At 35.9% G+C, this 18,997-nt stretch carries 34 protein-coding genes, 14 tRNA genes, 1 rRNA gene and 1 pseudogene; 46 read left to right on the forward strand and 4 right to left on the reverse strand.

The genetic code is table 11. The annotated features are described in order from the left end of the window. Positions 1-214: 214 nt before the first annotated feature. The 15 genes from rrf to BM098_RS09080 all read left to right on the forward strand — a co-directional run bounded on the left by rrf (position 215) and on the right by BM098_RS09080 (position 1,636). Positions 215-329 (forward strand): 5S ribosomal RNA (gene rrf / locus BM098_RS09010). Between the two features lie 11 nt (positions 330-340). Further along, positions 341-415, forward strand: a tRNA-Asn gene (locus BM098_RS09015). Between the two features lie 4 nt (positions 416-419). Continuing rightward, positions 420-512: transfer RNA gene (locus BM098_RS09020), tRNA-Ser, on the forward strand. Positions 513-530: 18 nt separating this feature from the next. After that, positions 531-605: transfer RNA gene (locus tag BM098_RS09025), tRNA-Glu, on the forward strand. A gap of 9 nt (positions 606-614) precedes the next feature. Further along, a tRNA-Val gene (locus BM098_RS09030) sits at positions 615-690 on the forward strand. A 19-nt stretch (positions 691-709) separates the two neighbouring features. Continuing rightward, a tRNA-Met gene (locus BM098_RS09035) sits at positions 710-786 on the forward strand. 11 nt (positions 787-797) lie between these two features. Further along, a tRNA-Asp gene (locus tag BM098_RS09040) sits at positions 798-874 on the forward strand. 25 nt (positions 875-899) lie between these two features. After that, positions 900-975: transfer RNA gene (locus BM098_RS09045), tRNA-Phe, on the forward strand. A 7-nt stretch (positions 976-982) separates the two neighbouring features. Then, positions 983-1,068: transfer RNA gene (locus tag BM098_RS09050), tRNA-Tyr, on the forward strand. 31 nt (positions 1,069-1,099) lie between these two features. After that, positions 1,100-1,170 (forward strand) — tRNA-Trp (locus BM098_RS09055). Positions 1,171-1,191: 21 nt separating this feature from the next. After that, positions 1,192-1,267, forward strand: a tRNA-His gene (locus tag BM098_RS09060). A gap of 32 nt (positions 1,268-1,299) precedes the next feature. Then, a tRNA-Gln gene (locus BM098_RS09065) sits at positions 1,300-1,374 on the forward strand. Positions 1,375-1,379: 5 nt separating this feature from the next. Further along, positions 1,380-1,454: transfer RNA gene (locus BM098_RS09070), tRNA-Gly, on the forward strand. Between the two features lie 18 nt (positions 1,455-1,472). Then, positions 1,473-1,546, forward strand: a tRNA-Cys gene (locus BM098_RS09075). Positions 1,547-1,552: 6 nt separating this feature from the next. Next, positions 1,553-1,636: transfer RNA gene (locus BM098_RS09080), tRNA-Leu, on the forward strand. Between the two features lie 144 nt (positions 1,637-1,780). On the opposite strand, the gene BM098_RS09085 is transcribed toward BM098_RS09080, so the two are convergent. The 4 genes from BM098_RS09085 to BM098_RS09100 all read right to left on the reverse strand — a co-directional run bounded on the left by BM098_RS09085 (position 1,781) and on the right by BM098_RS09100 (position 4,463). Further along, positions 1,781-2,878: a tyrosine-type recombinase/integrase gene (locus BM098_RS09085; RefSeq protein ID WP_089832578.1), complete on the reverse strand. Its 1,098-nt coding sequence runs from the start codon at positions 2,876-2,878 to the stop codon at positions 1,781-1,783. Beyond that, positions 2,871-3,353: an ImmA/IrrE family metallo-endopeptidase gene (locus tag BM098_RS09090; RefSeq protein ID WP_234987467.1), complete on the reverse strand. Its 483-nt coding sequence runs from the start codon at positions 3,351-3,353 to the stop codon at positions 2,871-2,873. The genes BM098_RS09085 and BM098_RS09090 overlap by 8 nt, the downstream gene beginning before the upstream one ends. A gap of 83 nt (positions 3,354-3,436) precedes the next feature. After that, positions 3,437-4,141, reverse strand: a complete 705-nt coding sequence (locus BM098_RS09095; RefSeq protein ID WP_159430155.1) for a restriction endonuclease — start codon at positions 4,139-4,141, stop codon at positions 3,437-3,439. 1 nt (position 4,142) lies between these two features. Next, a complete protein-coding gene (locus tag BM098_RS09100) occupies positions 4,143-4,463 on the reverse strand; it encodes a helix-turn-helix domain-containing protein (RefSeq protein WP_089832582.1) in 321 nt (106 codons plus the stop codon). Between the two features lie 154 nt (positions 4,464-4,617). Here BM098_RS09100 and BM098_RS09105 point away from each other — a divergent pair, with 154 nt between their 5' ends. From BM098_RS09105 to BM098_RS09230, 31 genes and pseudogenes are all read left to right on the forward strand, one after another. Continuing rightward, positions 4,618-4,839, forward strand: a complete 222-nt coding sequence (locus tag BM098_RS09105; protein ID WP_089832584.1) for a helix-turn-helix transcriptional regulator — start codon at positions 4,618-4,620, stop codon at positions 4,837-4,839. 12 nt (positions 4,840-4,851) lie between these two features. Beyond that, entirely contained in the window at positions 4,852-5,178 is a 327-nt protein-coding gene (locus BM098_RS09110; RefSeq protein WP_089832586.1) for a DUF771 domain-containing protein, read from the forward strand. Between the two features lie 3 nt (positions 5,179-5,181). Further along, positions 5,182-5,409, forward strand: coding sequence for a hypothetical protein (locus BM098_RS09115; protein ID WP_089832588.1), 228 nt, complete (start codon positions 5,182-5,184; stop codon positions 5,407-5,409). A gap of 1 nt (position 5,410) precedes the next feature. Next, complete coding sequence (locus tag BM098_RS09120) at positions 5,411-6,361, forward strand: DnaD domain protein (RefSeq protein WP_089832590.1); 951 nt, start codon at positions 5,411-5,413, stop codon at positions 6,359-6,361. Positions 6,362-6,370: 9 nt separating this feature from the next. Further along, on the forward strand, positions 6,371-7,174 hold the full coding sequence (locus BM098_RS09125; protein WP_089832592.1) for an ATP-binding protein: 804 nt from the start codon (positions 6,371-6,373) through the stop codon (positions 7,172-7,174). 205 nt (positions 7,175-7,379) lie between these two features. Beyond that, positions 7,380-7,760, forward strand: coding sequence for a hypothetical protein (locus BM098_RS09130; protein WP_089832595.1), 381 nt, complete (start codon positions 7,380-7,382; stop codon positions 7,758-7,760). Between the two features lie 4 nt (positions 7,761-7,764). Then, the gene (locus tag BM098_RS09135) at positions 7,765-7,983 is read left to right on the forward strand and encodes a hypothetical protein (protein ID WP_089832597.1); all 219 of its coding nucleotides are present in this window, start codon (positions 7,765-7,767) and stop codon (positions 7,981-7,983) included. Beyond that, entirely contained in the window at positions 7,980-8,315 is a 336-nt protein-coding gene (locus tag BM098_RS09140) for a hypothetical protein (RefSeq protein WP_089832599.1), read from the forward strand. Before BM098_RS09135 ends, BM098_RS09140 begins: the two co-directional genes overlap by 4 nt. Beyond that, complete coding sequence (locus tag BM098_RS13460; protein WP_159430156.1) at positions 8,312-8,449, forward strand: hypothetical protein; 138 nt, start codon at positions 8,312-8,314, stop codon at positions 8,447-8,449. The genes BM098_RS09140 and BM098_RS13460 overlap by 4 nt, the downstream gene beginning before the upstream one ends. A 10-nt stretch (positions 8,450-8,459) precedes the next feature. Then, positions 8,460-8,747: a hypothetical protein gene (locus BM098_RS09145; protein ID WP_089832602.1), complete on the forward strand. Its 288-nt coding sequence runs from the start codon at positions 8,460-8,462 to the stop codon at positions 8,745-8,747. 358 nt (positions 8,748-9,105) lie between these two features. Beyond that, the gene (locus BM098_RS09150; RefSeq protein WP_089832604.1) at positions 9,106-9,438 is read left to right on the forward strand and encodes a hypothetical protein; all 333 of its coding nucleotides are present in this window, start codon (positions 9,106-9,108) and stop codon (positions 9,436-9,438) included. Between the two features lie 3 nt (positions 9,439-9,441). After that, entirely contained in the window at positions 9,442-9,579 is a 138-nt protein-coding gene (locus tag BM098_RS13465; protein ID WP_159430157.1) for a hypothetical protein, read from the forward strand. Beyond that, positions 9,570-9,701 carry a hypothetical protein gene (locus BM098_RS13865; RefSeq protein ID WP_261766442.1) on the forward strand — a complete coding sequence of 44 codons (132 nt, stop codon included), beginning with the start codon at positions 9,570-9,572 and terminating at the stop codon, positions 9,699-9,701. The genes BM098_RS13465 and BM098_RS13865 overlap by 10 nt, the downstream gene beginning before the upstream one ends. 12 nt (positions 9,702-9,713) lie before the next feature. After that, entirely contained in the window at positions 9,714-9,872 is a 159-nt protein-coding gene (locus BM098_RS09155; RefSeq protein ID WP_089832606.1) for a PTS ascorbate transporter subunit IIC, read from the forward strand. A 2-nt stretch (positions 9,873-9,874) separates the two neighbouring features. Then, positions 9,875-10,075, forward strand: a complete 201-nt coding sequence (locus BM098_RS09160) for a hypothetical protein (protein ID WP_089832609.1) — start codon at positions 9,875-9,877, stop codon at positions 10,073-10,075. Positions 10,076-10,160: 85 nt separating this feature from the next. Further along, the gene (locus BM098_RS09165; RefSeq protein WP_234987468.1) at positions 10,161-10,328 is read left to right on the forward strand and encodes a hypothetical protein; all 168 of its coding nucleotides are present in this window, start codon (positions 10,161-10,163) and stop codon (positions 10,326-10,328) included. A gap of 76 nt (positions 10,329-10,404) precedes the next feature. Further along, the gene (locus BM098_RS09170; RefSeq protein ID WP_089832613.1) at positions 10,405-11,544 is read left to right on the forward strand and encodes a hypothetical protein; all 1,140 of its coding nucleotides are present in this window, start codon (positions 10,405-10,407) and stop codon (positions 11,542-11,544) included. Between the two features lie 17 nt (positions 11,545-11,561). Beyond that, the gene (locus BM098_RS09175; protein ID WP_089832615.1) at positions 11,562-13,115 is read left to right on the forward strand and encodes a fibronectin type III domain-containing protein; all 1,554 of its coding nucleotides are present in this window, start codon (positions 11,562-11,564) and stop codon (positions 13,113-13,115) included. A 157-nt stretch (positions 13,116-13,272) separates the two neighbouring features. Continuing rightward, positions 13,273-13,722, forward strand: a complete 450-nt coding sequence (locus BM098_RS09180; RefSeq protein ID WP_089832617.1) for a hypothetical protein — start codon at positions 13,273-13,275, stop codon at positions 13,720-13,722. A gap of 7 nt (positions 13,723-13,729) precedes the next feature. Further along, positions 13,730-14,005 (forward strand): hypothetical protein, encoded by a 276-nt coding sequence (locus tag BM098_RS09185; protein WP_307725240.1) that lies wholly within the window; start codon positions 13,730-13,732, stop codon positions 14,003-14,005. Positions 14,006-14,029: 24 nt separating this feature from the next. After that, positions 14,030-14,191 carry a hypothetical protein gene (locus tag BM098_RS13595; protein WP_186819692.1) on the forward strand — a complete coding sequence of 54 codons (162 nt, stop codon included), beginning with the start codon at positions 14,030-14,032 and terminating at the stop codon, positions 14,189-14,191. Then, complete coding sequence (locus BM098_RS09190) at positions 14,178-14,567, forward strand: hypothetical protein (RefSeq protein ID WP_089832620.1); 390 nt, start codon at positions 14,178-14,180, stop codon at positions 14,565-14,567. Before BM098_RS13595 ends, BM098_RS09190 begins: the two co-directional genes overlap by 14 nt. A 97-nt stretch (positions 14,568-14,664) precedes the next feature. Beyond that, positions 14,665-15,018, forward strand: coding sequence for a hypothetical protein (locus tag BM098_RS09195; protein WP_062323314.1), 354 nt, complete (start codon positions 14,665-14,667; stop codon positions 15,016-15,018). Next, positions 15,018-15,662 carry a zonular occludens toxin domain-containing protein gene (locus tag BM098_RS09200; protein ID WP_089832623.1) on the forward strand — a complete coding sequence of 215 codons (645 nt, stop codon included), beginning with the start codon at positions 15,018-15,020 and terminating at the stop codon, positions 15,660-15,662. The genes BM098_RS09195 and BM098_RS09200 overlap by 1 nt, the downstream gene beginning before the upstream one ends. Continuing rightward, positions 15,634-15,999, forward strand: coding sequence for a hypothetical protein (locus BM098_RS09205; protein ID WP_089832625.1), 366 nt, complete (start codon positions 15,634-15,636; stop codon positions 15,997-15,999). Before BM098_RS09200 ends, BM098_RS09205 begins: the two co-directional genes overlap by 29 nt. Then, positions 15,971-16,240 carry a hypothetical protein gene (locus BM098_RS09210; protein WP_089832627.1) on the forward strand — a complete coding sequence of 90 codons (270 nt, stop codon included), beginning with the start codon at positions 15,971-15,973 and terminating at the stop codon, positions 16,238-16,240. Before BM098_RS09205 ends, BM098_RS09210 begins: the two co-directional genes overlap by 29 nt. 2 nt (positions 16,241-16,242) lie before the next feature. Beyond that, positions 16,243-16,608, forward strand: coding sequence for a hypothetical protein (locus BM098_RS09215; protein ID WP_089832629.1), 366 nt, complete (start codon positions 16,243-16,245; stop codon positions 16,606-16,608). Position 16,609: 1 nt separating this feature from the next. Further along, positions 16,610-17,329 (forward strand): M23 family metallopeptidase, encoded by a 720-nt coding sequence (locus BM098_RS09220; protein ID WP_234987469.1) that lies wholly within the window; start codon positions 16,610-16,612, stop codon positions 17,327-17,329. Between the two features lie 12 nt (positions 17,330-17,341). After that, the gene (locus BM098_RS13600; protein WP_186819691.1) at positions 17,342-17,485 is read left to right on the forward strand and encodes a hypothetical protein; all 144 of its coding nucleotides are present in this window, start codon (positions 17,342-17,344) and stop codon (positions 17,483-17,485) included. A 147-nt stretch (positions 17,486-17,632) separates the two neighbouring features. Beyond that, entirely contained in the window at positions 17,633-18,172 is a 540-nt protein-coding gene (locus tag BM098_RS09225) for a recombinase family protein (RefSeq protein ID WP_089832633.1), read from the forward strand. A gap of 216 nt (positions 18,173-18,388) precedes the next feature. Further along, positions 18,389-18,946, forward strand: a pseudogene (locus BM098_RS09230) (ATP-binding protein); the annotation flags it as partial. Between the last annotated feature and the right edge of the window lie 51 nt (positions 18,947-18,997).

The raw sequence follows: 18,997 nt of genomic DNA on the forward strand, positions 1-18,997 counted from the left end.
TGACATGTGCAGCTGACGAATACTAATCGATCGAGGACTTAACTAAATTTTTGTTTGATGATTGTTTACTTCTTATCTAGTTTTCAGGGTATAATTTTTCGTGAGAAAAAAATATAAAAAAGTTAATTTTTTATAAAAAACACTTGCAAAACTCTGAAAAACATAATATAATATATCTTGTCCTTGTGACAAACAAAGACAAAGCGATAAAAGATCTAGTGACAATAGCGAAGAGGTCACACCTGTTCCCATGCCGAACACAGTAGTTAAGCTCTTCAGCGCCGATGGTAGTTGGGCTTAAGCCCCGCGAGAGTAGGACGTCGCTAGGCATACTATCCATTCCACAGTAGCTCAGTGGTAGAGCAATCGGCTGTTAACCGATCGGTCGTAGGTTCGAATCCTACCTGTGGAGCCAAAATGGAGAGCTGTCCGAGTGGCCGAAGGAGCACGATTGGAAATCGTGTAGGCGGCGTTAAACCGTCTCGAGGGTTCAAATCCCTCGCTCTCCGCCAGATAACTTTTACACTTATGGCCCGTTGGTCAAGCGGTTAAGACACCGCCCTTTCACGGCGGTAACACGGGTTCGAATCCCGTACGGGTCACCATTATATGTTGGAGGATTAGCTCAGCTGGGAGAGCACCTGCCTTACAAGCAGGGGGTCGCAGGTTCGAGCCCTGCATCCTCCACCATTTACAAACTTTATATCGTCGCGGGGTGGAGCAGTCTGGTAGCTCGTCGGGCTCATAACCCGAAGGTCATAGGTTCAAATCCTATCCCCGCAACCAAAAATTAATATGGTCCGGTAGTTCAGTTGGTTAGAATGCCTGCCTGTCACGCAGGAGGTCGCGGGTTCGAGTCCCGTCCGGACCGCCACTTAATTTATTAAGTGCCCATAAATGGCTCGGTAGCTCAGTTGGTAGAGCAACGGATTGAAGCTCCGTGTGTCGGCGGTTCGACTCCGTCCCGAGCCACCATTTATTTGGAGGGATAGCGAAGTTGGCCAAACGCGGCGGACTGTAAATCCGCTCCCATCGGGTTCGTAGGTTCGAGTCCTACTCCCTCCACCATTTTTTTTAAGAAAAAAATCAGTAATAATATAGGGGTATAGTTTAATGGTAGAACAGAGGTCTCCAAAACCTCCGGTGTGGGTTCAACTCCTACTACCCCTGCTTTATAAAAATTATATTATGGCGGTCGTGGTGAAGTGGTTAACACATCGGATTGTGGTTCCGACATGCGTGGGTTCGATCCCCACCGGTCGCCCCATTTTTGTTTATAAAGATTTAATTATATATTGTTGGGCTATAGCCAAGCGGTAAGGCAACGGTTTTTGGTTCCGTCATGCGTTGGTTCGAATCCAGCTAGCCCAGCCATTCTTGCGAAAGTAGTTCAGTGGTAGAACATCACCTTGCCAAGGTGGGGGTCGCGGGTTCGAATCCCGTCTTTCGCTCCATTTTTTTATTTGGAGAACGGCGGTATAGCCAAGTGGTAAGGCAGAGGTCTGCAAAACCTTCATCACCGGTTCAAATCCGGTTACCGCCTCCATAATATGCCGGTGTGGCGGAATTGGCAGACGCGCGGGACTCAAAATCCCGTTCTTTCACGAGAGTGTCGGTTCGACCCCGACCACCGGTACTTTAGCGTTATTTTAAGTTAATTTAAAAAATATCAAAACCCTTAGAAATGTTGTTATATCAACGTTCCTAAGGGTTTTTAATTTTGTGGCGTTGACATAGAATATCATACGTTTTTAAAATTTACTACACATTTACTACACATTTAGTATATGTTAATTGCTATTTTTTCATCTTCTTCTCTTAGTTCTTTCATCAGGTGCGCATATCGTTTATATGTGATTTCAGTTCCTGCATGTCCCAAGCGTTCACTTACATAAATGATTGACGTTTTCTTATAGATCAGTGCGCTTGCGTGTGTATGTCTTAGTTCATGTGCAGTAATTTGTTTCTTGATTCCTGCAACTATTAAAGCCTTTTTCAATGTTTTATTGATGATCGTATTGCTAATCACTCTATATTTTGATTTCACACTGAAAAAGACTAATCTATTAATATTATCGGGCATCTTCATAAATAGTTTTTTAAATTCACGCATCACGTCAGCATCAATCTTTATTGTTCTCACTGATTGTTTATTTTTCGTTTTCCCGAATCCTTCAGTCATTTTGTTAGAGTAGCCCCACACTTTATTAATACTTATCGTATTACTATCAAAATCAAAATCATTTCTTGTTAGTCCTACAAGTTCTTCAAAGCGCATACCTGACACCAATAAAAGCAAAACGCCATAATAACTTAAACCTCTATTAAGATTTTTCATAAGTGTTTTATATAGTTTTTCGCTATCTTCAAACTCTAAATATTTTTCGCTTTTATCCTTAGACTGTTTTCCCGTCAAAATGACTTTATCCGCAAAGTTGATTCTAATTATTTCATCTTCAACAGCATGATCAACAGATGCTTTAATATGTCCATGAACTTTTGAAATGGTTTCTTTAGCATACTTCTTTCCGTATTCATTTAAAAATACCTGATAATCTTTTCTTTTTATTTCTTGTATTGTTGTCACTTCACCAAAATGTTCTTTGATATATCTAAGACTATCCTTGTAGTGGTTTAACGTTTGTTTTGATACGTTTGTCTTATATATACTATACCAATCTTCAAAATACTTTGAAAAGGCTATATGTTCATTTTTGATACGTTGACCAGTATTTAATTTGTATTCAATTTCATCAGCCGCAACCTTTGCTTCATGTTTTGTTTTAAATCCTGCTTTTCTTATTGGTTTGTATTTACCGTCAACATAACGACTAATAATGTATTGCCAACTAGCCCCACGCTTTACGATACTAGCCATATACATATCTCCTTTCAAGTGAATTTCTCAAGATACCATCTAGCCGATCACTTACGACTTGTTCAGACACGCAAAACGCTTGTGCCATTCTTTTAATCACAAATGGATCATGTAGATCAAATAGTTTAATCATGTGATAGGGAATAGCTGCATACCTTGTAAATCTTACTGCATCATATTCTTGTAGTTGTATAAATGCACTTGCCAAAAACAGTTGTGATCCATAATGTCGTAAGATATGACAAAGTTCGTGAAAGTAATGCTCACGTTTTAAATGTTCAGGCAAGCTAGCATCTACATTAATCATTCTAAACCGTCCATTTTCAAATGCAAATGTTTTTTTAGTGGTATAAGTCAAGTTAATGCCAAAACCGTCTGAAATAGCTTGTAAATCAATTTGGTAAGGTTCTAGTATGCCTATTGACTTGTAATAGTTCGATATTGCTAGTTCTGTTTCAAATGGTTTATAGTCCAATTTAATCACCTCATAACCATTATACGAACGTTTGTTCTTTTTATCAAGAAAAAAATTACAACCAAAAAGATTGTAATTGAAATTTACTTTATGTACTTTAGTCTTTTAGCTTCTTGATCACGCCATTTTAGCAGCGTATTTTCTACCCAAAAACCATCATGTGTATCTATACGGTTGTCACCTGCTTCACGCATTGCGGCTAAAGATATATCTGACGTTGTAATAAGTCTTGCAAGCATACATTTGTGATTCTTTTTAGCAGTGTTCAATTCTCTAATTATTTTAACGTCAACTTGTCTATGTTTAGCGTACATTTTAATTTGTACAGCTTCATCAGCCTTATCTTTATTATTGTATATGATTAGATCTATACCACCGTCAGCGCCTTCACCTGTTTCTCTAGGATTTTGTCCTTTAGATTCATAGTAATAGTAACAAAGTCTTTCAAATTCCCGCCATGATAACTTTTCAAAAGGTAGTGTCATAACTTCTTTTTTACATCTTAATTGATTGTGATTTTTCTTAGGTGCGTTGTTTGTAGCTTTTTTATTTGTTTTTTTCTTAGTTGTTTCCTTATTTTTCGTTTTATTTTTCGTTGACTTACGTTTTGTCTTTTTAGTCGGGATCATTGCTTTTACTGATTCACCAACGATAAATGATATAGCTAAAGCGCCACCAATAAAATACATGATGGGAATAAAGCTAAAAAAATTACGCACCATAATCAATAAAAGAAAAACAATTAATGCTATTGAGTAACCTAACTGATCTTTATCCTTTTTCGTCATTTCACTTCTCCTTTTGTTGCGACTTCCATTTAACATATTCAATGTGTTCTTTAATGTCAGCTAGTTCCTGTTCAGTCAATCCCTCTAAATCAAAGAAAAATAGGCTATCATCTTTATCATCACGACCATATAAATAATCAATGGACACTTCAAAGAAATCAGCTAATTTCATTGTGGTTTCCATATCAGGCTTTCTACTTCCTGTTTCATATCCTGAAATGGTCGATTCAGCTAGGTTGAATTTTTTACCTAACTCTTTCATGGTTAATTTCTTTCCTTGTCTTAAAGATCTAAGCCTTTTACCAAATGTTTTTTCATTCACAATAAACCCTCCTATATATATCTATTATACTTTTCAAAATGCAAAGGTTAAACTTTTTTAAACAAACTTTGCGAAACGGGTTGACACTTTGCGATGTGTGAAGTATTATAAATTTATAGCAACGCACATTGCAAAGTTAATAAGGGGTGATTAAATGAGTTTACTTAGACAAGCAAGGTTAAAATCAGGTTTAAGCATTGAAAAAGCTGCTAAAAATCTATCTATATCAGCCGGTTACTTATCACAAATAGAAAATGGTAGAAGAAATGTAGGAACTGAAACAGCTATCAAGATTTCTAGGTATTACAATCTTAAAATTGAAGATATTTTTTTAGCTTCACGCTATGCAGTTCGTGAAGTTGAAGAAACAGCATAGGAGGTTTTAAACATGCAAGAACTAGAAGTAAGTCTATCTATACCTATACCCTCTGAAATGGTACTGATAAGCAAGATTGAATTAAAACAGTTAAAAGATACTGCTTTGGCGGGTGTCTATTGGACTATGAAAGATTTGGAAAAACGAACCGGAAAGAAACAAACATGGTTAAAAGAGAACATTCTTTATCAACCAAGATTTAAAAAGCAACTTGATCTTGAACACGGTGGATTTGTCTACTATCCGAAAAATCAAGGCGAAAAGTGGACGTTCCAAGCTTCAAAAATGGCTGATTTCTTAGATAAGAACTTTAAAAAAATTCATTCAAAGGCGGTATAAAAAATGGCTGAAAAATATGTAACGTTTACCGGTCAAGAAACTTATTTTACTAACAACGTTAATCAGGTATCAAAATTAGAAAGAGTTCTTAGAGAACAAAAGATAGAGTACAGAACAATTCTTTATATCAACAACAAGCCAGTAAATTATGACGTAGATCAAGGCTTTGTTCAAATGGATAAAGAACAAGAAATAAAAATAATAAACCAAGCAATGAAAGGGGTTTTATGAAATGAGTAAATTTAGAATGGTTAGAACGGAATTTTGGGAAGATCCTAAGGTAGTTGAAGAACTAACGCCAGAAGATAAATATTTCTTCTTATACCTTTTGACAAACTCAAAAACAAAACAAATAGGTATCTATCAGATCACCAAGAAACAAATGGCGTTTGACACTGGTTATTCTATTGAAAGTATCAACGCATTATTAGATAGATTCATTAATCATCATAAATTGGTTGTTTATAACGACAAGACAAGAGAAATAGCCATAAAAAATTGGGGTAAGTACAACTTTAATCGTGGTGGTAAACCAATTATTGATTGTGTTAATTCAGAACTACAGCAAGTAAAAGATAAAAAGCTAATTTTATTTGTTGGTAGAAAAGTTGAAAAGCAAGAAATTAGAAAAATTTACGAATGGTATGGCGATACGGGTAACGATACGGGTAACGATACGTCAAATAAAAAACGTAAATCATCAAAATCCAGCAATGATACGGGTTCTCACGATACGTATAACGATACGTCAACGACAGGTGGACAAGAACAACAACAAGAAGAAGAAAAAGAAGAAGAAAAAGAAGAAGAAAAAGAAGAAGAAAAAGAAGAAGAAAAAGAAGAAGAAAAAGAAAAACAACAAGAGGTAAACGCACTTACAATGTTTTGGGATAAAAACGGTTTTGGTGAAGATAACTATTTTGCTAAAGAAACGTTGTTGTCGTTTGAAAATGAATTTGATTTTGATGATTTTGATGAAATGGCATTTAAGGCAATGAACATAGCATGTGAAGCTGATAAAAGAAACATTGGTTATTTACGTGGTATCTTGAAAAACTGGAACAAACAAGGCATCAAGAACTTACAACAGCTTGAAGAACAAGCAAGCAAACAAAGTTATAAGCAACAAGATAAAAAGCCGCATGATCCTTCTATGGATCAATACACAAAACTTTTAGGGTAGGTGAGTGATATGCAATCAATAAAGCAGGTAATGAAAGAAATAGTTGTTGTCGTTGATAAAAAGACTTGTGACGTTTGTCAAAGTGAATACAACATTTACGAGCGTACAGATCGTGAAGGTGAGAAACATGTACATGGCATGTGTATGACATGTGAGAATAACAAGCTAAAAGACACTTTACCGAAAAAGGAAGATGTTGAAGATTATAAATTTAACAACTGGATCATCAATCATGAACACATTGAAAAAAGCATTGATCAAGCAGCATTTGAAAGCTATCAACCGCAAACAGATAACCAACGTGAAGCACTAAGATTATGTAAAGGCTATGTGTCTAAGTTTAATAATTTCTCCAAGAAACATAGTCTAGTTTTTAAAGGTGATGTTGGTTTAGGTAAATCACACTTAGCCGCATCAATCTTAAAAAAATTAAGAGAACAAGGCTATAAGGTCATGTTTTTAACAACAACAGACTTAATGAACATGATTAAATCAACGTTTAACAAGAATAGTTCACAAACTCAAGATGACATTATCAAGCGTTTAGAATTACTAGATTTACTTGTTCTTGATGATGTAGGCGCTGAATATGTTAAGCGTGATGCATCAGGATTTGAAACGTGGGCGAGTGAAGTCTTGTTCCAAGTGATCAACTCACGTCAAGCACTACCGACCGTTTACACAACAAATTACAGTGCCGGTGATTTCAGTGAAAAATATGGCAAGCAAGGTAAACGCATCTTGTCACGAATGTTAAATAGCGCTGAAATTATAGAGTTTGATGGCATGGATCAACGCATAAATAATTTTTGAAAAGGGAGATTAAGAAATGAAATATAATTGTGAACACTGTTCATCAAGAAGCAAAAGTATAGAGTCAAGTGACAGCAAACTAAGTGTCTATATTTACGATAACAGATTGATGATAGATCACGAAGAAGCAGAGTTTATGGAAAGTATATATATTAATTTCTGTCCCGTTTGCGGAAAGGAAATTATATAACAAGGAGATGAAGTAATGAATGAACACTATCTAGCAATGTTTGAAACAGAAAAGGAAATGTGGGAGAACTTAGACGAGCGTTTGAAAGATTTTGAACTGTATCACATAGATCACTTAGATCAATTTGATTCGCTTTGTATCATGCTTGATCACGAATACGAGGAATATTATATCTTTCAAGATGAAACAGACATAGAAATGCATTTTGAGTTTTGGGATCGTATTGATCCAGATGCAAACGATAATCAGGGCGTTGAAATGTGGAAGTTCAGACGACAAGAATATTTTGATCGCAAGCCGATGATGAAAAAAGCTTATAAGCATTTCAAGGGGATTTGGTACAAGAAAGAATTAAGTGTTGAAGCAGAAAAAAAGATTGATTTAAGAGTGGGATAATCACATGAAAATTTATAAATGCATACATGAATTTACAGTAGATGCTATTGATGTTGATGACATAGAAACAGGTAAAGAAGTTTTAGTTGAAAAAGGAACAGTGTGGGAAATGCAAGAAGAATCAATGATGAATGATGTACGTTTAGAAAAAATTGATACGTTTCATTGGTTAGAGATTAACGAAATAGATTTAGAATGGAATTTCGAGGAGTTGGAAAAATGACAATACCGGTATTAGTTTTTGAGAGTAAGCGAGAAAAAGGGCGTTATCTAGCAAATGGCATAGATTGCGCTGATACAAGTCACATTGACGGTGATGTTAATGATTTAGAACTTGCGATGATGATATGGCGGCTAGATCATCAAGTGCCGACAAAAAGAGATCTACAAGAAAATATAGATTTATCACGTGAACATAAAAAGCGTATGCATGAACTATATGGCGATCAAGCTATTGTGAATTTTGATATGGATTTGTGGTTAGAACTGTATGATCCAGTGGTTAGACATTTAGACATTGACACATTTAAAAATGCAAGGGAGTGGGATCAATGACAAGCGTTGTTGTATTTAAGCCAAAAGAAATTAAAGACACGAGAACCGTTTTTGAGAAGTACCCGGAATTATGTGTGGCAGTTGGATTTTTACCGAATCAAGCAAATGAAGATGCTTTAAAAAAATCTGTTTAGGGGGATAAAGATGTTTATTGAATCATCAAAAGCGAGAGGGAATCACTATTGTTACGTCAAGAAGTATGTACCAATCGAGCGAATGAAGTACCGTGAAACATTGTATAGCTTAGGTAAAATAGAAAATGCTTTGAAAGAATTAGAAGCCTGGGAAAATGACTTAGATCATGTGCCTGAAACTGTTTTGAGTGAGGGAATCACACACAAACAGATTAAAATATGGCGTATGAAATTAAATGACAAGTTACATAAAATGGAAGGAGGCCATTCAGTAAATAAAAGTAAAATAATTATTTGAATGGTGCAGTATAGCAATATATTTATATATATTATTATATGCACTACAAATATAAGAGTAACGGGGAAAAAAGAGTAAATAAGCGCACGTTATTAAGTCGCTTTTTACTCTTTTTTTCTTTCGTTTTGTTAAAAACATTTGAAATGTTCATGCTTGATTCTTGATGGTGGGGTAGGTTGCACCTTTTATAATTTTGTCGAGTGATGAAAAAATGACTTTTAAACTTTAAAAAATGTTTTGGCATAAAATCTAAATGTTTTGGCATGTTTTGGCATAGTTTTTATCAAAAAGGGGTGGTAAGGTTAAGTCAATCAATAATTAAAAACGGTTGGTGATCAAGTTGAACGAGGAAACAGAATTGCAGGAAACTGACGAAACAGGTCAAGAAACTGAAACAGAATTGACAGAAACAACAGATACACCAACTGAAACAACGACAGATGAACCAGTTGACGAACAGACTGAAGAAACGACAGATCAAACAGTTCAAACGACTGAAGCAACAAGCGAACCGGGAATAGATGAACCGCAAGTTGTTGTTCCGGTCGATACTAGAGAAATGACCGTTGTAGATTCCAATGCCGGAACAATCAACGTGATCCATGAAGTAACGATTGGTGATCTGTTAGTGTCAACAGCGTTGTTTATTTTAATTATTTTTATGCTGATAGATCGAGTGGTTAGGAGGTAAAGCATGTATCAAGTATTAGACTTTACCGGCAAAGAAATTTTTCTAGCGTACGTAGTGATTATTTCAGCGAGTTTGTTTTTGTACCCACTCACAAATATTATTATCGGTTTACTTGAGGGGGTTGCTGACAGGTGGAAATAGGCGGTCTTATGGCTGAAGCGTTTAAGATTTGGTTAGGCAATCCGGACATTTTAAGTGTCTTGCTTACTTTTACAGTATTTGTGTCGTTGCTGCTTACGTTAATAACAATCATACAAAAATAGTTAGGGGTGATCATGTTGAATTTATCAGGCGTTTGGGATTGGACATTTTTCTGGGATACATTCGGTTTTATTTTAAGAACAGTCGCAAACTTCTTAATGATCATCGTTGGAATTATTGCGGTAGGTATGTTGTTAAACGTTGTTATTAAAGCAGTACGAAACGGGCGATAAAAATGAAGATAGAATTTTTTACAGATGCAAGACTTAGTGAAATGTGGGGCTATATTAAGATGTTGCTTGAAATGGTTGCGCCAGGCGTGATGATATTTTTCGCAATTGCGACAGCGGGGCTACTTATCAGCATAATAGCAAAGTCATTCAGACAAGCATCAAAAGAAAAAGATGGTCATGATTATGATTATCAAGAATATTAGTTATTAGTTATTATTAGGCACAGTCCTATAATATAAATTTTTTAACAAAGGGGTTTTAAATAATATGGAGGAGGTAACAGACACTATGTTTACAGGAGTAACTTTACCATTTGATGTATCAGAACTTATTACAGCAGCAACCGAATTACTAGGATTGATTGGACCATTCGTTCTATTAGCAATTTCATTCGTTGTTGTGCCTAAACTAGTACGCCTAATTAAAGGCGCTTTAGGCAATGGCGGTAAGAACTAGTATTTATCACATTATAAAAAACGGGGTAGGTAGTGTAAATGCTACCCGCCCCGTTTTTTAGTTAGAAGGTGATTGAGTGAAGAAGGTTGTTTTGATTGTTGCGTTGCTGATGATGATTTCAATTTCAAACGTATCGGCTGCATCAGTTACGTTACCGTACTATGGTACAACAAGTGAATCAGAAAAGTTTATGTGGGCAGACCCGAATAAAGGAAATGATGAATTTACTTTTGTTGAATACACAAGTAACAGTAATAACGCTGAAATACTTATGTATGAAACTGTTAGCGGTTCAGCATCACTGATAGGTTCACAATCTTTAAGTAATGGCGTTAATTCGTTTAACTTTCCGGCAAACGTATCAGCAGTTAAATTAAGGTCAAATGATGGTGGAGAAGTTTATTTAAATTACATGGAATCAAATAACCCAATATCAACACAAATATATTTTGAAGAACCAACAACACAACCCGACCCAGAACCAGATCCGGAACCAGACCCAGGAAAAAGTGATTGTAGTTGTGTCGTTGATATACCGGGTTGGGATAACATGATGGGAAAACTCGATGAAATTAAAAGTGCGATACCACCCGCACCAGATTGGCAGCAAGTATCTGAAACTATGCGTGATACAATCGTTCCCGCTTTTCGTGATGAAATGGAGGACATGTTAGGTACAGCGCCTGAACCACCTGAACAGCCTATATTTAACAATCCTTTAGAAAGTGGTATAGACGAACCAACAGGTAGTTTACCAAATGATTTTGAAGAATCAGGCTTTACCGCAAACGATTTAAAAGCAGATGCGGAAGAAATACAGTTTCAAGAAGATCCGTCAGGTGGATTTGAACTACTTGATCCAGTTGGATCACTACCAACACAAGAAGAATTTAAAAAGAACATACCAAGTGAACAAGACTTGCAAGCGCCTGAAGTTCCAGACGTGACCGGTACAGCGCCAGAACCACCCGCACAAGAGAACATTGCACCAGAACCACCTGACGTAACAGGAACCGCACCAAGTCCAAGCGTGGAAGATAACATTGCGCCTAGTCCAAGTGGGGGCGATAATGTTGCACCAACGCCAGGAGATAATACAGGAACAGCGCCTTTACCAGGTGAAGATACCGGAAACGCACCAGTTCCAAACGATGAATTAACAAAAGCACCTTTACCGAGCAAGGATCTAACAGGTGCGCCAATACCTAATAAATAATAGAAAAGGGTGATAAAGTGAAAAAGAAAGTGTTTGTTTTAATACTAGCGTTGTTTATGTTGTTGCCGGTTTCCGGGGTGTTTGCTAGTGATTACAGTTATTCAAATGGATTATTAAATATAAAAGATGTTAATGTTGATGGTTTGAATATAATTTTTGACGATAATTTAAATAATTACTATACCTTAACGCCAAGAAGATATGATTTTTCGAATTTATCTAAACCAATAAAATTAAATACTGGTGCAGTTGTTCAGTTTGAAATATCAATAATTGGGAGTAATCCAAAAGGATGGATAAATTTTTATGCGGATAATTCAAGTTTATATAAAATAACATTAGCTGATTTACCATCAGTTAATGGTAAAAATCAATATATTATTACAAGAGATTTGAGTAATATAAATAGAATTAGATTTGGTGGTGAAAATATTAGAATCCATGAGATGGATTTTTTTGATGAATTGCAACTTACACCACCAAAAGATATAGAAAATTTAACAACAATTCAAACATATCTACAAGCTAGTTTCACTTATGATTTACCGACTGATGAGGATTTTTCACACGTTAAAATCTATCAAGATGATGTGTTAATAGCTGACAACGTGACTGATACAAGTTATACAGTCAAAAATCTTGATTATGGCGGAATATACAACTTCAAATTCACAACAGTAGACGAAACAGGAAATGAAAGTGAAGGCGTTACTGAAAAAGTGACGATTGCAACGCCAGAACTTGAAGAAATTAAACAAGTAAATGCTGAAGCATCACACGACAGAGTAGATCTATCATGGTCGTTACCTGAAACAGAATACTTTGAACACGTCAATATCTATCGTAAAAAAGTGAGTGACGTTCAGACATTTAGCTTATTATCAGTTGATGAATATGATCCACTCTTTGAAACAAACGGAACATACTTTAATGATTTAACAGTTGAAGAACAAACCACGTATGATTACAAACTTACAACCGAGTTTCAAGGCTTAGAATCGGAAGGCGTGACAGTGCAAGCGACAACTTTAGTCGCACCGCCACCAGAATTGGGTGGTCAGGATTTTGAAGAACAAGAAAACGGTGATTATTTAGTGACATGGCAACAGCCTGAAACCGGTCAAGTGAGAATTTTGGTTGATGGTCAAGAATATGTTGTTGTGCCTGCTACTGATAAGCAATATACGATTCCTGCCGCTGAAATGAAATACAGCGCACTAGGTGATCCATTAGTTGGTTTACAAACAATCGGTGATAACGGTGAAGAATCTGAAGTAGAACAACAAGAATCAAACGTTAATTTACCTTTTGGCATCAATGAACTTTTAACAACAAGTGCCGGCTTATTAAGAGTTATCGGTAGTTTAATCTTATTAGGTCTATCGTTTATCTTAGTTCCTAAATTTATCAAAGTAATTAAACAATCACTAAACAACAATAATAACGCTGAAACAGAACGAGAACAAAGAGTGTCAGAACGTGCGTATAGAGAACCACGAGAAACAAGGATAAGTACACGAGAAGGACGAACGTCAACACGAGTTCAGAGGGATTACAGAAAGGGTGAATGATAATGAATACAGAATTGTTAAGTCAGATCATTCAAGTTGTATTTGAGGGGCATTTGAAATATATTGCCCCTTTCCTTTTCCTCTTAATGATCACGTTATTTAGTCAAAAACTAATTGATTTGATGATGGGAATCTTCAGTAAAAGGAAGTTTTATTAATGGGGATTTTAGGCGATGCATTTGGAAAACTATTTGATTTATTTTGGAGTTTTGGCGAATGGCTAATAGGCGGCATTGCTTCACTCTTTCAATTTTTGATTGATCTAATAGTTAATTTTTTTACAGTCATATTTGATGTGATACGTGCTTTACTCTATATCGTTTACATGATTGGGGTACTAGCAGTAAAACTGTTTGAAGTGTTATTTGAGATTGGTTCATTACTTGTGTCGTTGATCATTGGATTTGGACGAACTTTAGGCAGTCTAGCATATACGCCACAAAGTTCAGGCGGACATGGTTACAGTGACACAATCAGCAAGCTATTTCATGCATTAGAACCAATGCAACTAGATGTTATTGCTTATGTTCTTTCATTTGGTTTATGGGTTATTACAGCAGTGACAGCGATTAAATTGATTTCTAGTATTAGAGTAGGGGGCGAATGATTTGAACGTGTATGAAGTATTAAAACAGTTTATTGATACGATCTTACAGCCGCCAATTTCATTTTTAGATTTAGCTATTGAAAGATTACAAGGTGTGCAACTAGTAACAGCACAAGGTTTAAATATAGGTCAATATTTTAAAGTGTTTGGTGATCTACCTAGCGAATGGCAGATGGTTGTCACCTCTCTTTTGGCATCTACAGTGCTGCTAGGTACACTCTTGATGGTTAGATCCATTATGAGATTATACTTTTCTGTTAAAGATGGCGTGAAGTGGTGGTAAAAAATTTGAAAGGAATGATGTTAAATGTTTGATGCATTTGTTTATATGTTTTTTCTAGGAAGTGGAACAGCTTTAGGAGTTGCGTGTATCGGTTTTCTATCCTGGTTCTTAGTAAAGAAAATCAATCAACCAAAAACAAAGAAAAACAAGAATCGCAAAGGTGGTAAAGTAAATGGCATTATTTAAACGCAAGCAAGATGATGAAGAATACAACATTGAAACAACAGATCTATTGATAGTATTTGATAACGATAATCGTACTAGCGATATAAAACAGATTGATTACATTGATGATGAAAGTGTGACAGTAGAAGGCGCTTATAAAGTGCCGATAAAAGACTGTGAAATATCGGTAGGAAAAGAAGGACGTAACTTCTTTTACCGGGCACCGCAACAAAGTATAAACGAGGTTGAACGTTTAGCACGACTAGAACAAAACATTGTACTAAGTCAAATTACAAGTTATCGTGAACCGGAAATGCCAAACGCAACAGATTTAACCAAGATTATTTTAATGGGATTGATTGCAGTAGCGTTTATCTCAATTATCTTTATTGCCTAGCGATTTCAGGCAAAATCACATGTTGTCAGAAGCGATTTTAAGCAAGTTAAATATTGATAGACGGGGGTTTGATGGTTAAATGCAAAATACAAATGGTATGAATAACGTTGATAATGCGAATAAATTACAAAGTGCGATTAGTGATGATTTATTCCCGCAAGTTCAACATATATCGGACGTAAAACAAGTAATAGAAGAAATGACTACAAAATCACAAGCACTAAGAGAACCACAAGTAAAAGCTATTCTCTACTTAAAGCGACTAGGTGAAAACAAATATTTATATCCTGACAAAAATCCTTACAAGGAAATCACCGATTACATTACTAAGCAAGGTAAAACAGATGTTGCTGATCCAGACTACTATCTTGATACTATTGAAGCACTAATACCAAAGCCGCCAAAACCAATCGTGATGGCGCCAGGAGATGCGAAAGGTGGTAAGAAATAATGGCACACCATATTTTTATCCAGGGCGCACTTGGTTCAGGTAAAACGTTCATGATGTCGTTACTTGCTCACTACTGGAAAGATAAAACACAAGCAAATGGCGGACACGTTCAACTTTTTAGCAACTATGAACTAAAAGACAGCAAGCCTATGCGAGATTTTGAAACGTGGTATGACGTTGCTCAAGCGCAAGGATCTATTGTGTGTTGGGACGAGGCACAAATGGCGTTTAGTAACCGGAAATGGTCTAAGTATGGGGCAGGCGTTGCGACTGAAGTATTAATGTTTACACGTAAAATGCAATCGGTGCAGATCTATTGTTCACCGAGCATAAATAACGTTGATAGTCGTATACGTCAGATTGTAGAAATATTAATAACGGTTCGCAAGATAGGCGATAAAGGTTTTGAATTGCACTTCAGGGATTTTCAGACGGGCGAATTTATGCATAAACAGTTCTTGCCTATGTGGAAAGCGAAACGGGTCTTTAGATTAAACTTATACGATACTTTCAATATGGTTCAGGGCTTTCCTTTACCGCAAACAGAACGTGAAGGCACTGAATTTTTCGCAACACTAGATGAGATCCATAACAATGCGAGGGGTAAACGTAAAAATGGACGTAAACAAAGTATCAGTAGTTAAACAAAACTACAATGAAAAAGACCCAAGAAAACTAGCGTATCTTTACCCGTCCATTAATATTGTTGTTTATGCTAAAAAAGTACAAGAGTTTTGTTTTTATCAGTCGTTAGATGTTGCCGAGGATTTAGCGAACCGACAAGGATATTTGTTGTTACCTTATTCGTGCATGCATTGGACACGAGCAAAGAACTATGCTGATGATCGCAAAGTAAAGATAGGACGTAAATCCTTTTTTATGATGAAGCCGCACGAACTAACGAAAAACGAGATCAACAAGCTATATGATTATATATGGGAGGAGTTAGGTCATGAACCAAGCTTTAGTAAACAAAGTTAGTCAAGACACTGATAAAATTTTAAGTTTTTGTCAGCTTTTAAAAGTCGCTTTACAAGATAAGTTTATCAAGCATGATTTAACAGATAGCGAATTCGCCCACATGATCAATCTTTTAACAGTGATCAACCACCGAGCGCTAGAAGTTAATTTTGAAGTAAAAGACTATATACGTGACTACAATCGTAAAATGCATATCTATCAGCCGGAACAAATACAGAAAATCATTGATAGGAGGATTTAAGCATGTATGAAATCATCGTGTCAAAAGGTGAAGCAGCATCTTTAATGCTTGCTATGGCACAATCACGACAGAACGTAAAAAAAGCGTTTAAAAAGACCAGGAAAAACGACTTACAAACGTACGATAGCTTAAAAAGTCATTTAGAAGCCAATACAAACGATTTAGATAGTTTGAATGACATAACACCAACAAGATTACTAATGACCCGTGACGAGCTTATTTTAACGTCAGATTTCATTGACTGGTATGTGTCAGGTGCAAAAGAAGTTATAAAAGAAGCGTTTAATAAAGTCGATGATAAAAGTCAGGAACAATTTGATAATATGCTAAAAATTAAAAATAAAGTTGGTGAGTTGCTTGCTAAATAAAGTGACGTTGCTAGTGATCACTGTTTTATTGCTTACAGGTTATCCAGTTCAAGCGGATAACCTGCAACAACTAGAAAAATACCAAAATGAACTAGAAAACGTACAAGAACAGCTATTAATCTATCAAAATAACGAATTAAACGAACAAATGAAACAAGAGATGATCCAGTTAAACAAGCGAGTATCTGAATTAAAGGGATATGTTAAAGCGTACGAAATTGCACAAACAAATATCTTTATCAAACAACAACTAGTGAAGCTAGATCCTAACGCAAAATTATTCTTTCCGGCATCAACAACAAGAATCACGTCCTATTTTGATAATAACCGTAAGCACCCTATCACTGGTGAGAATAAGGCGCACATAGGCATTGATATTGCGATGCCAGGTAATCAATATATCTATGCTGCCGAAAACGGTAAGGTGATTGACGTTTATAAAGAGTATGACGGTCGTATGAATGGTTACGGTGATGCAATCATGTTGCAGCATCAAATAGACATAGACGGTGACGGACAAAAAGAAGTAGTAACAACGTTTTACGCTCACTTAATGCCTAACACAACACAAGTAACAGAAGGTGATGTGGTTGATCGTGGTGAGTTAATCGCTCAAATGGGTACGAGTGGTATCAGTACAGGGCAGCATTTACATTTTGAAGTTCATATTGGCAACTGGTCAAAACAAAATGCAGTAGATCCAATGTTATTTTTAAATTAGGGGGTGAAAGATATGAGTATAAACAAGTTTAGATCATTACTTTATAAAACAGCAAAGTTTCTAGGCGATGTGAATGCAGTGAGAAAAGGCAAGATCAAGCAGCGCATCAAAAATAGAATCGTTGGTAAGTACGCAAGTAAACGTATGTTTAGGTAAGGGCGATGATGTTCGTCCTTTTCTTTTACATGGAACGGTGTCAAAACTTGAAAGTTATGACACTAGTTTAATGAAGTAATTAGAATCAGTGTTTGACTTGTGTCATAACTTAGTGTCATAAGTAAACGATGAAATGAGGCGGTTAAAATGAAATGTGGTTATGCTAGAGTGTCAACTCTACAACAAGATCTAAAAGGACAAATAAAACAGTTAGAAAACGAAAATTGCGATAAGATATATAAAGATAAGTTCACTGGAACTGAAAAGGATCGTCCTGCTTTTAATCAATTGCTTAGTGATTTAAGTTCAGGCGATACACTTATAGTGACTAAACTTGATAGGTTCGCACGTTCAACCGTTGACGGTATCCAGACAATCAGAGAACTGTTTGACAAAGGTATTAAAGTCCATGTTTTAAATATGGGATTGGTTGAAGATACACCAACCGGAAGATTAATATTTAATATCATGACTTCATTCGCTGAATTTGAACGGGATATGATTGTAGAGAGAACGCAAGAAGGAAAAACACTTGCTAGAGAACGTGAAGGATTTAGAGAAGGTAGACCGAAAAAATACAGCAAGAAACAGATTGATCACGCACTAGAATTAAAACGTAAATACTCTTATAAGCAAGTTGAGGAACTAACGGGAATAAGTAAAAGTACATTGATCAGACACAAATAAAAATTTACTACACATTTACTACACATAAAATGTCCTATACGTTGATATATCAAGGTCTAGGGGTAAATGTTAAGTCCTGACCACCGGTACTTTAGCGTTCTTTTAAGTTAATTTAAAAAATTTCAAAACCCTTAGAAATGTTGTTATATCAACGTTCCTAAGGGTTTTTAATTTTGTGGTTTTTTGTCAAATAGGGTTGGTGAGAAGTTTTGGCTCTATACTGAAGGATTAGATGTCTTCGACGTCAATGATTTGCCTTCTCTTAGTATGAAGCAGCTGAATCAATTAAAAGAAATGACCTGGTTAGATGAGAATTATAACCTCATCTTTCTAGGTCCCTCAGGTGTAGGGAAAACACATTTATCCGTCGCCTTAGGTTTAGAAGCCATCTACAATAAGTAACGCGTCGCTTTTGTCACGATGGGCGAGTTAATCCCGTTATTGAAGACAGAGACGTATATTAAAAAGTCCCAGATGTGCTTGAAACGCATCCGAGAAGCAGACTTAGTGATTATGGATGATCTCATGGCCATGGATCAACATGAAGTAAATTTATTATTTCACTTGATCAACCATTTATACGAGAAAACATCCATTATTCTTACGTCAAATAAAGACCCTGAAGAATGGGGCCGTTTATTAGGTGACCAAGGCATTGCGATGGCTATTCTTGACTGGTTCCTCCATCGTTCAGAGGTTATTCAATTCCAAGGAGAAAGTCATCGTTTGAAATACCGCGAAACTTTATTTGACTCGAAAACTGTTCAAAATTAACACGCAAAAATTGTTCAAAAGTTCTTGACGGTGACACTATGATCCAAAGTA

The sequence above is a fragment of the Halolactibacillus halophilus genome (assembly GCF_900115605.1).
Lineage (GTDB): Bacteria > Bacillota > Bacilli > Bacillales > Amphibacillaceae > Halolactibacillus > Halolactibacillus halophilus.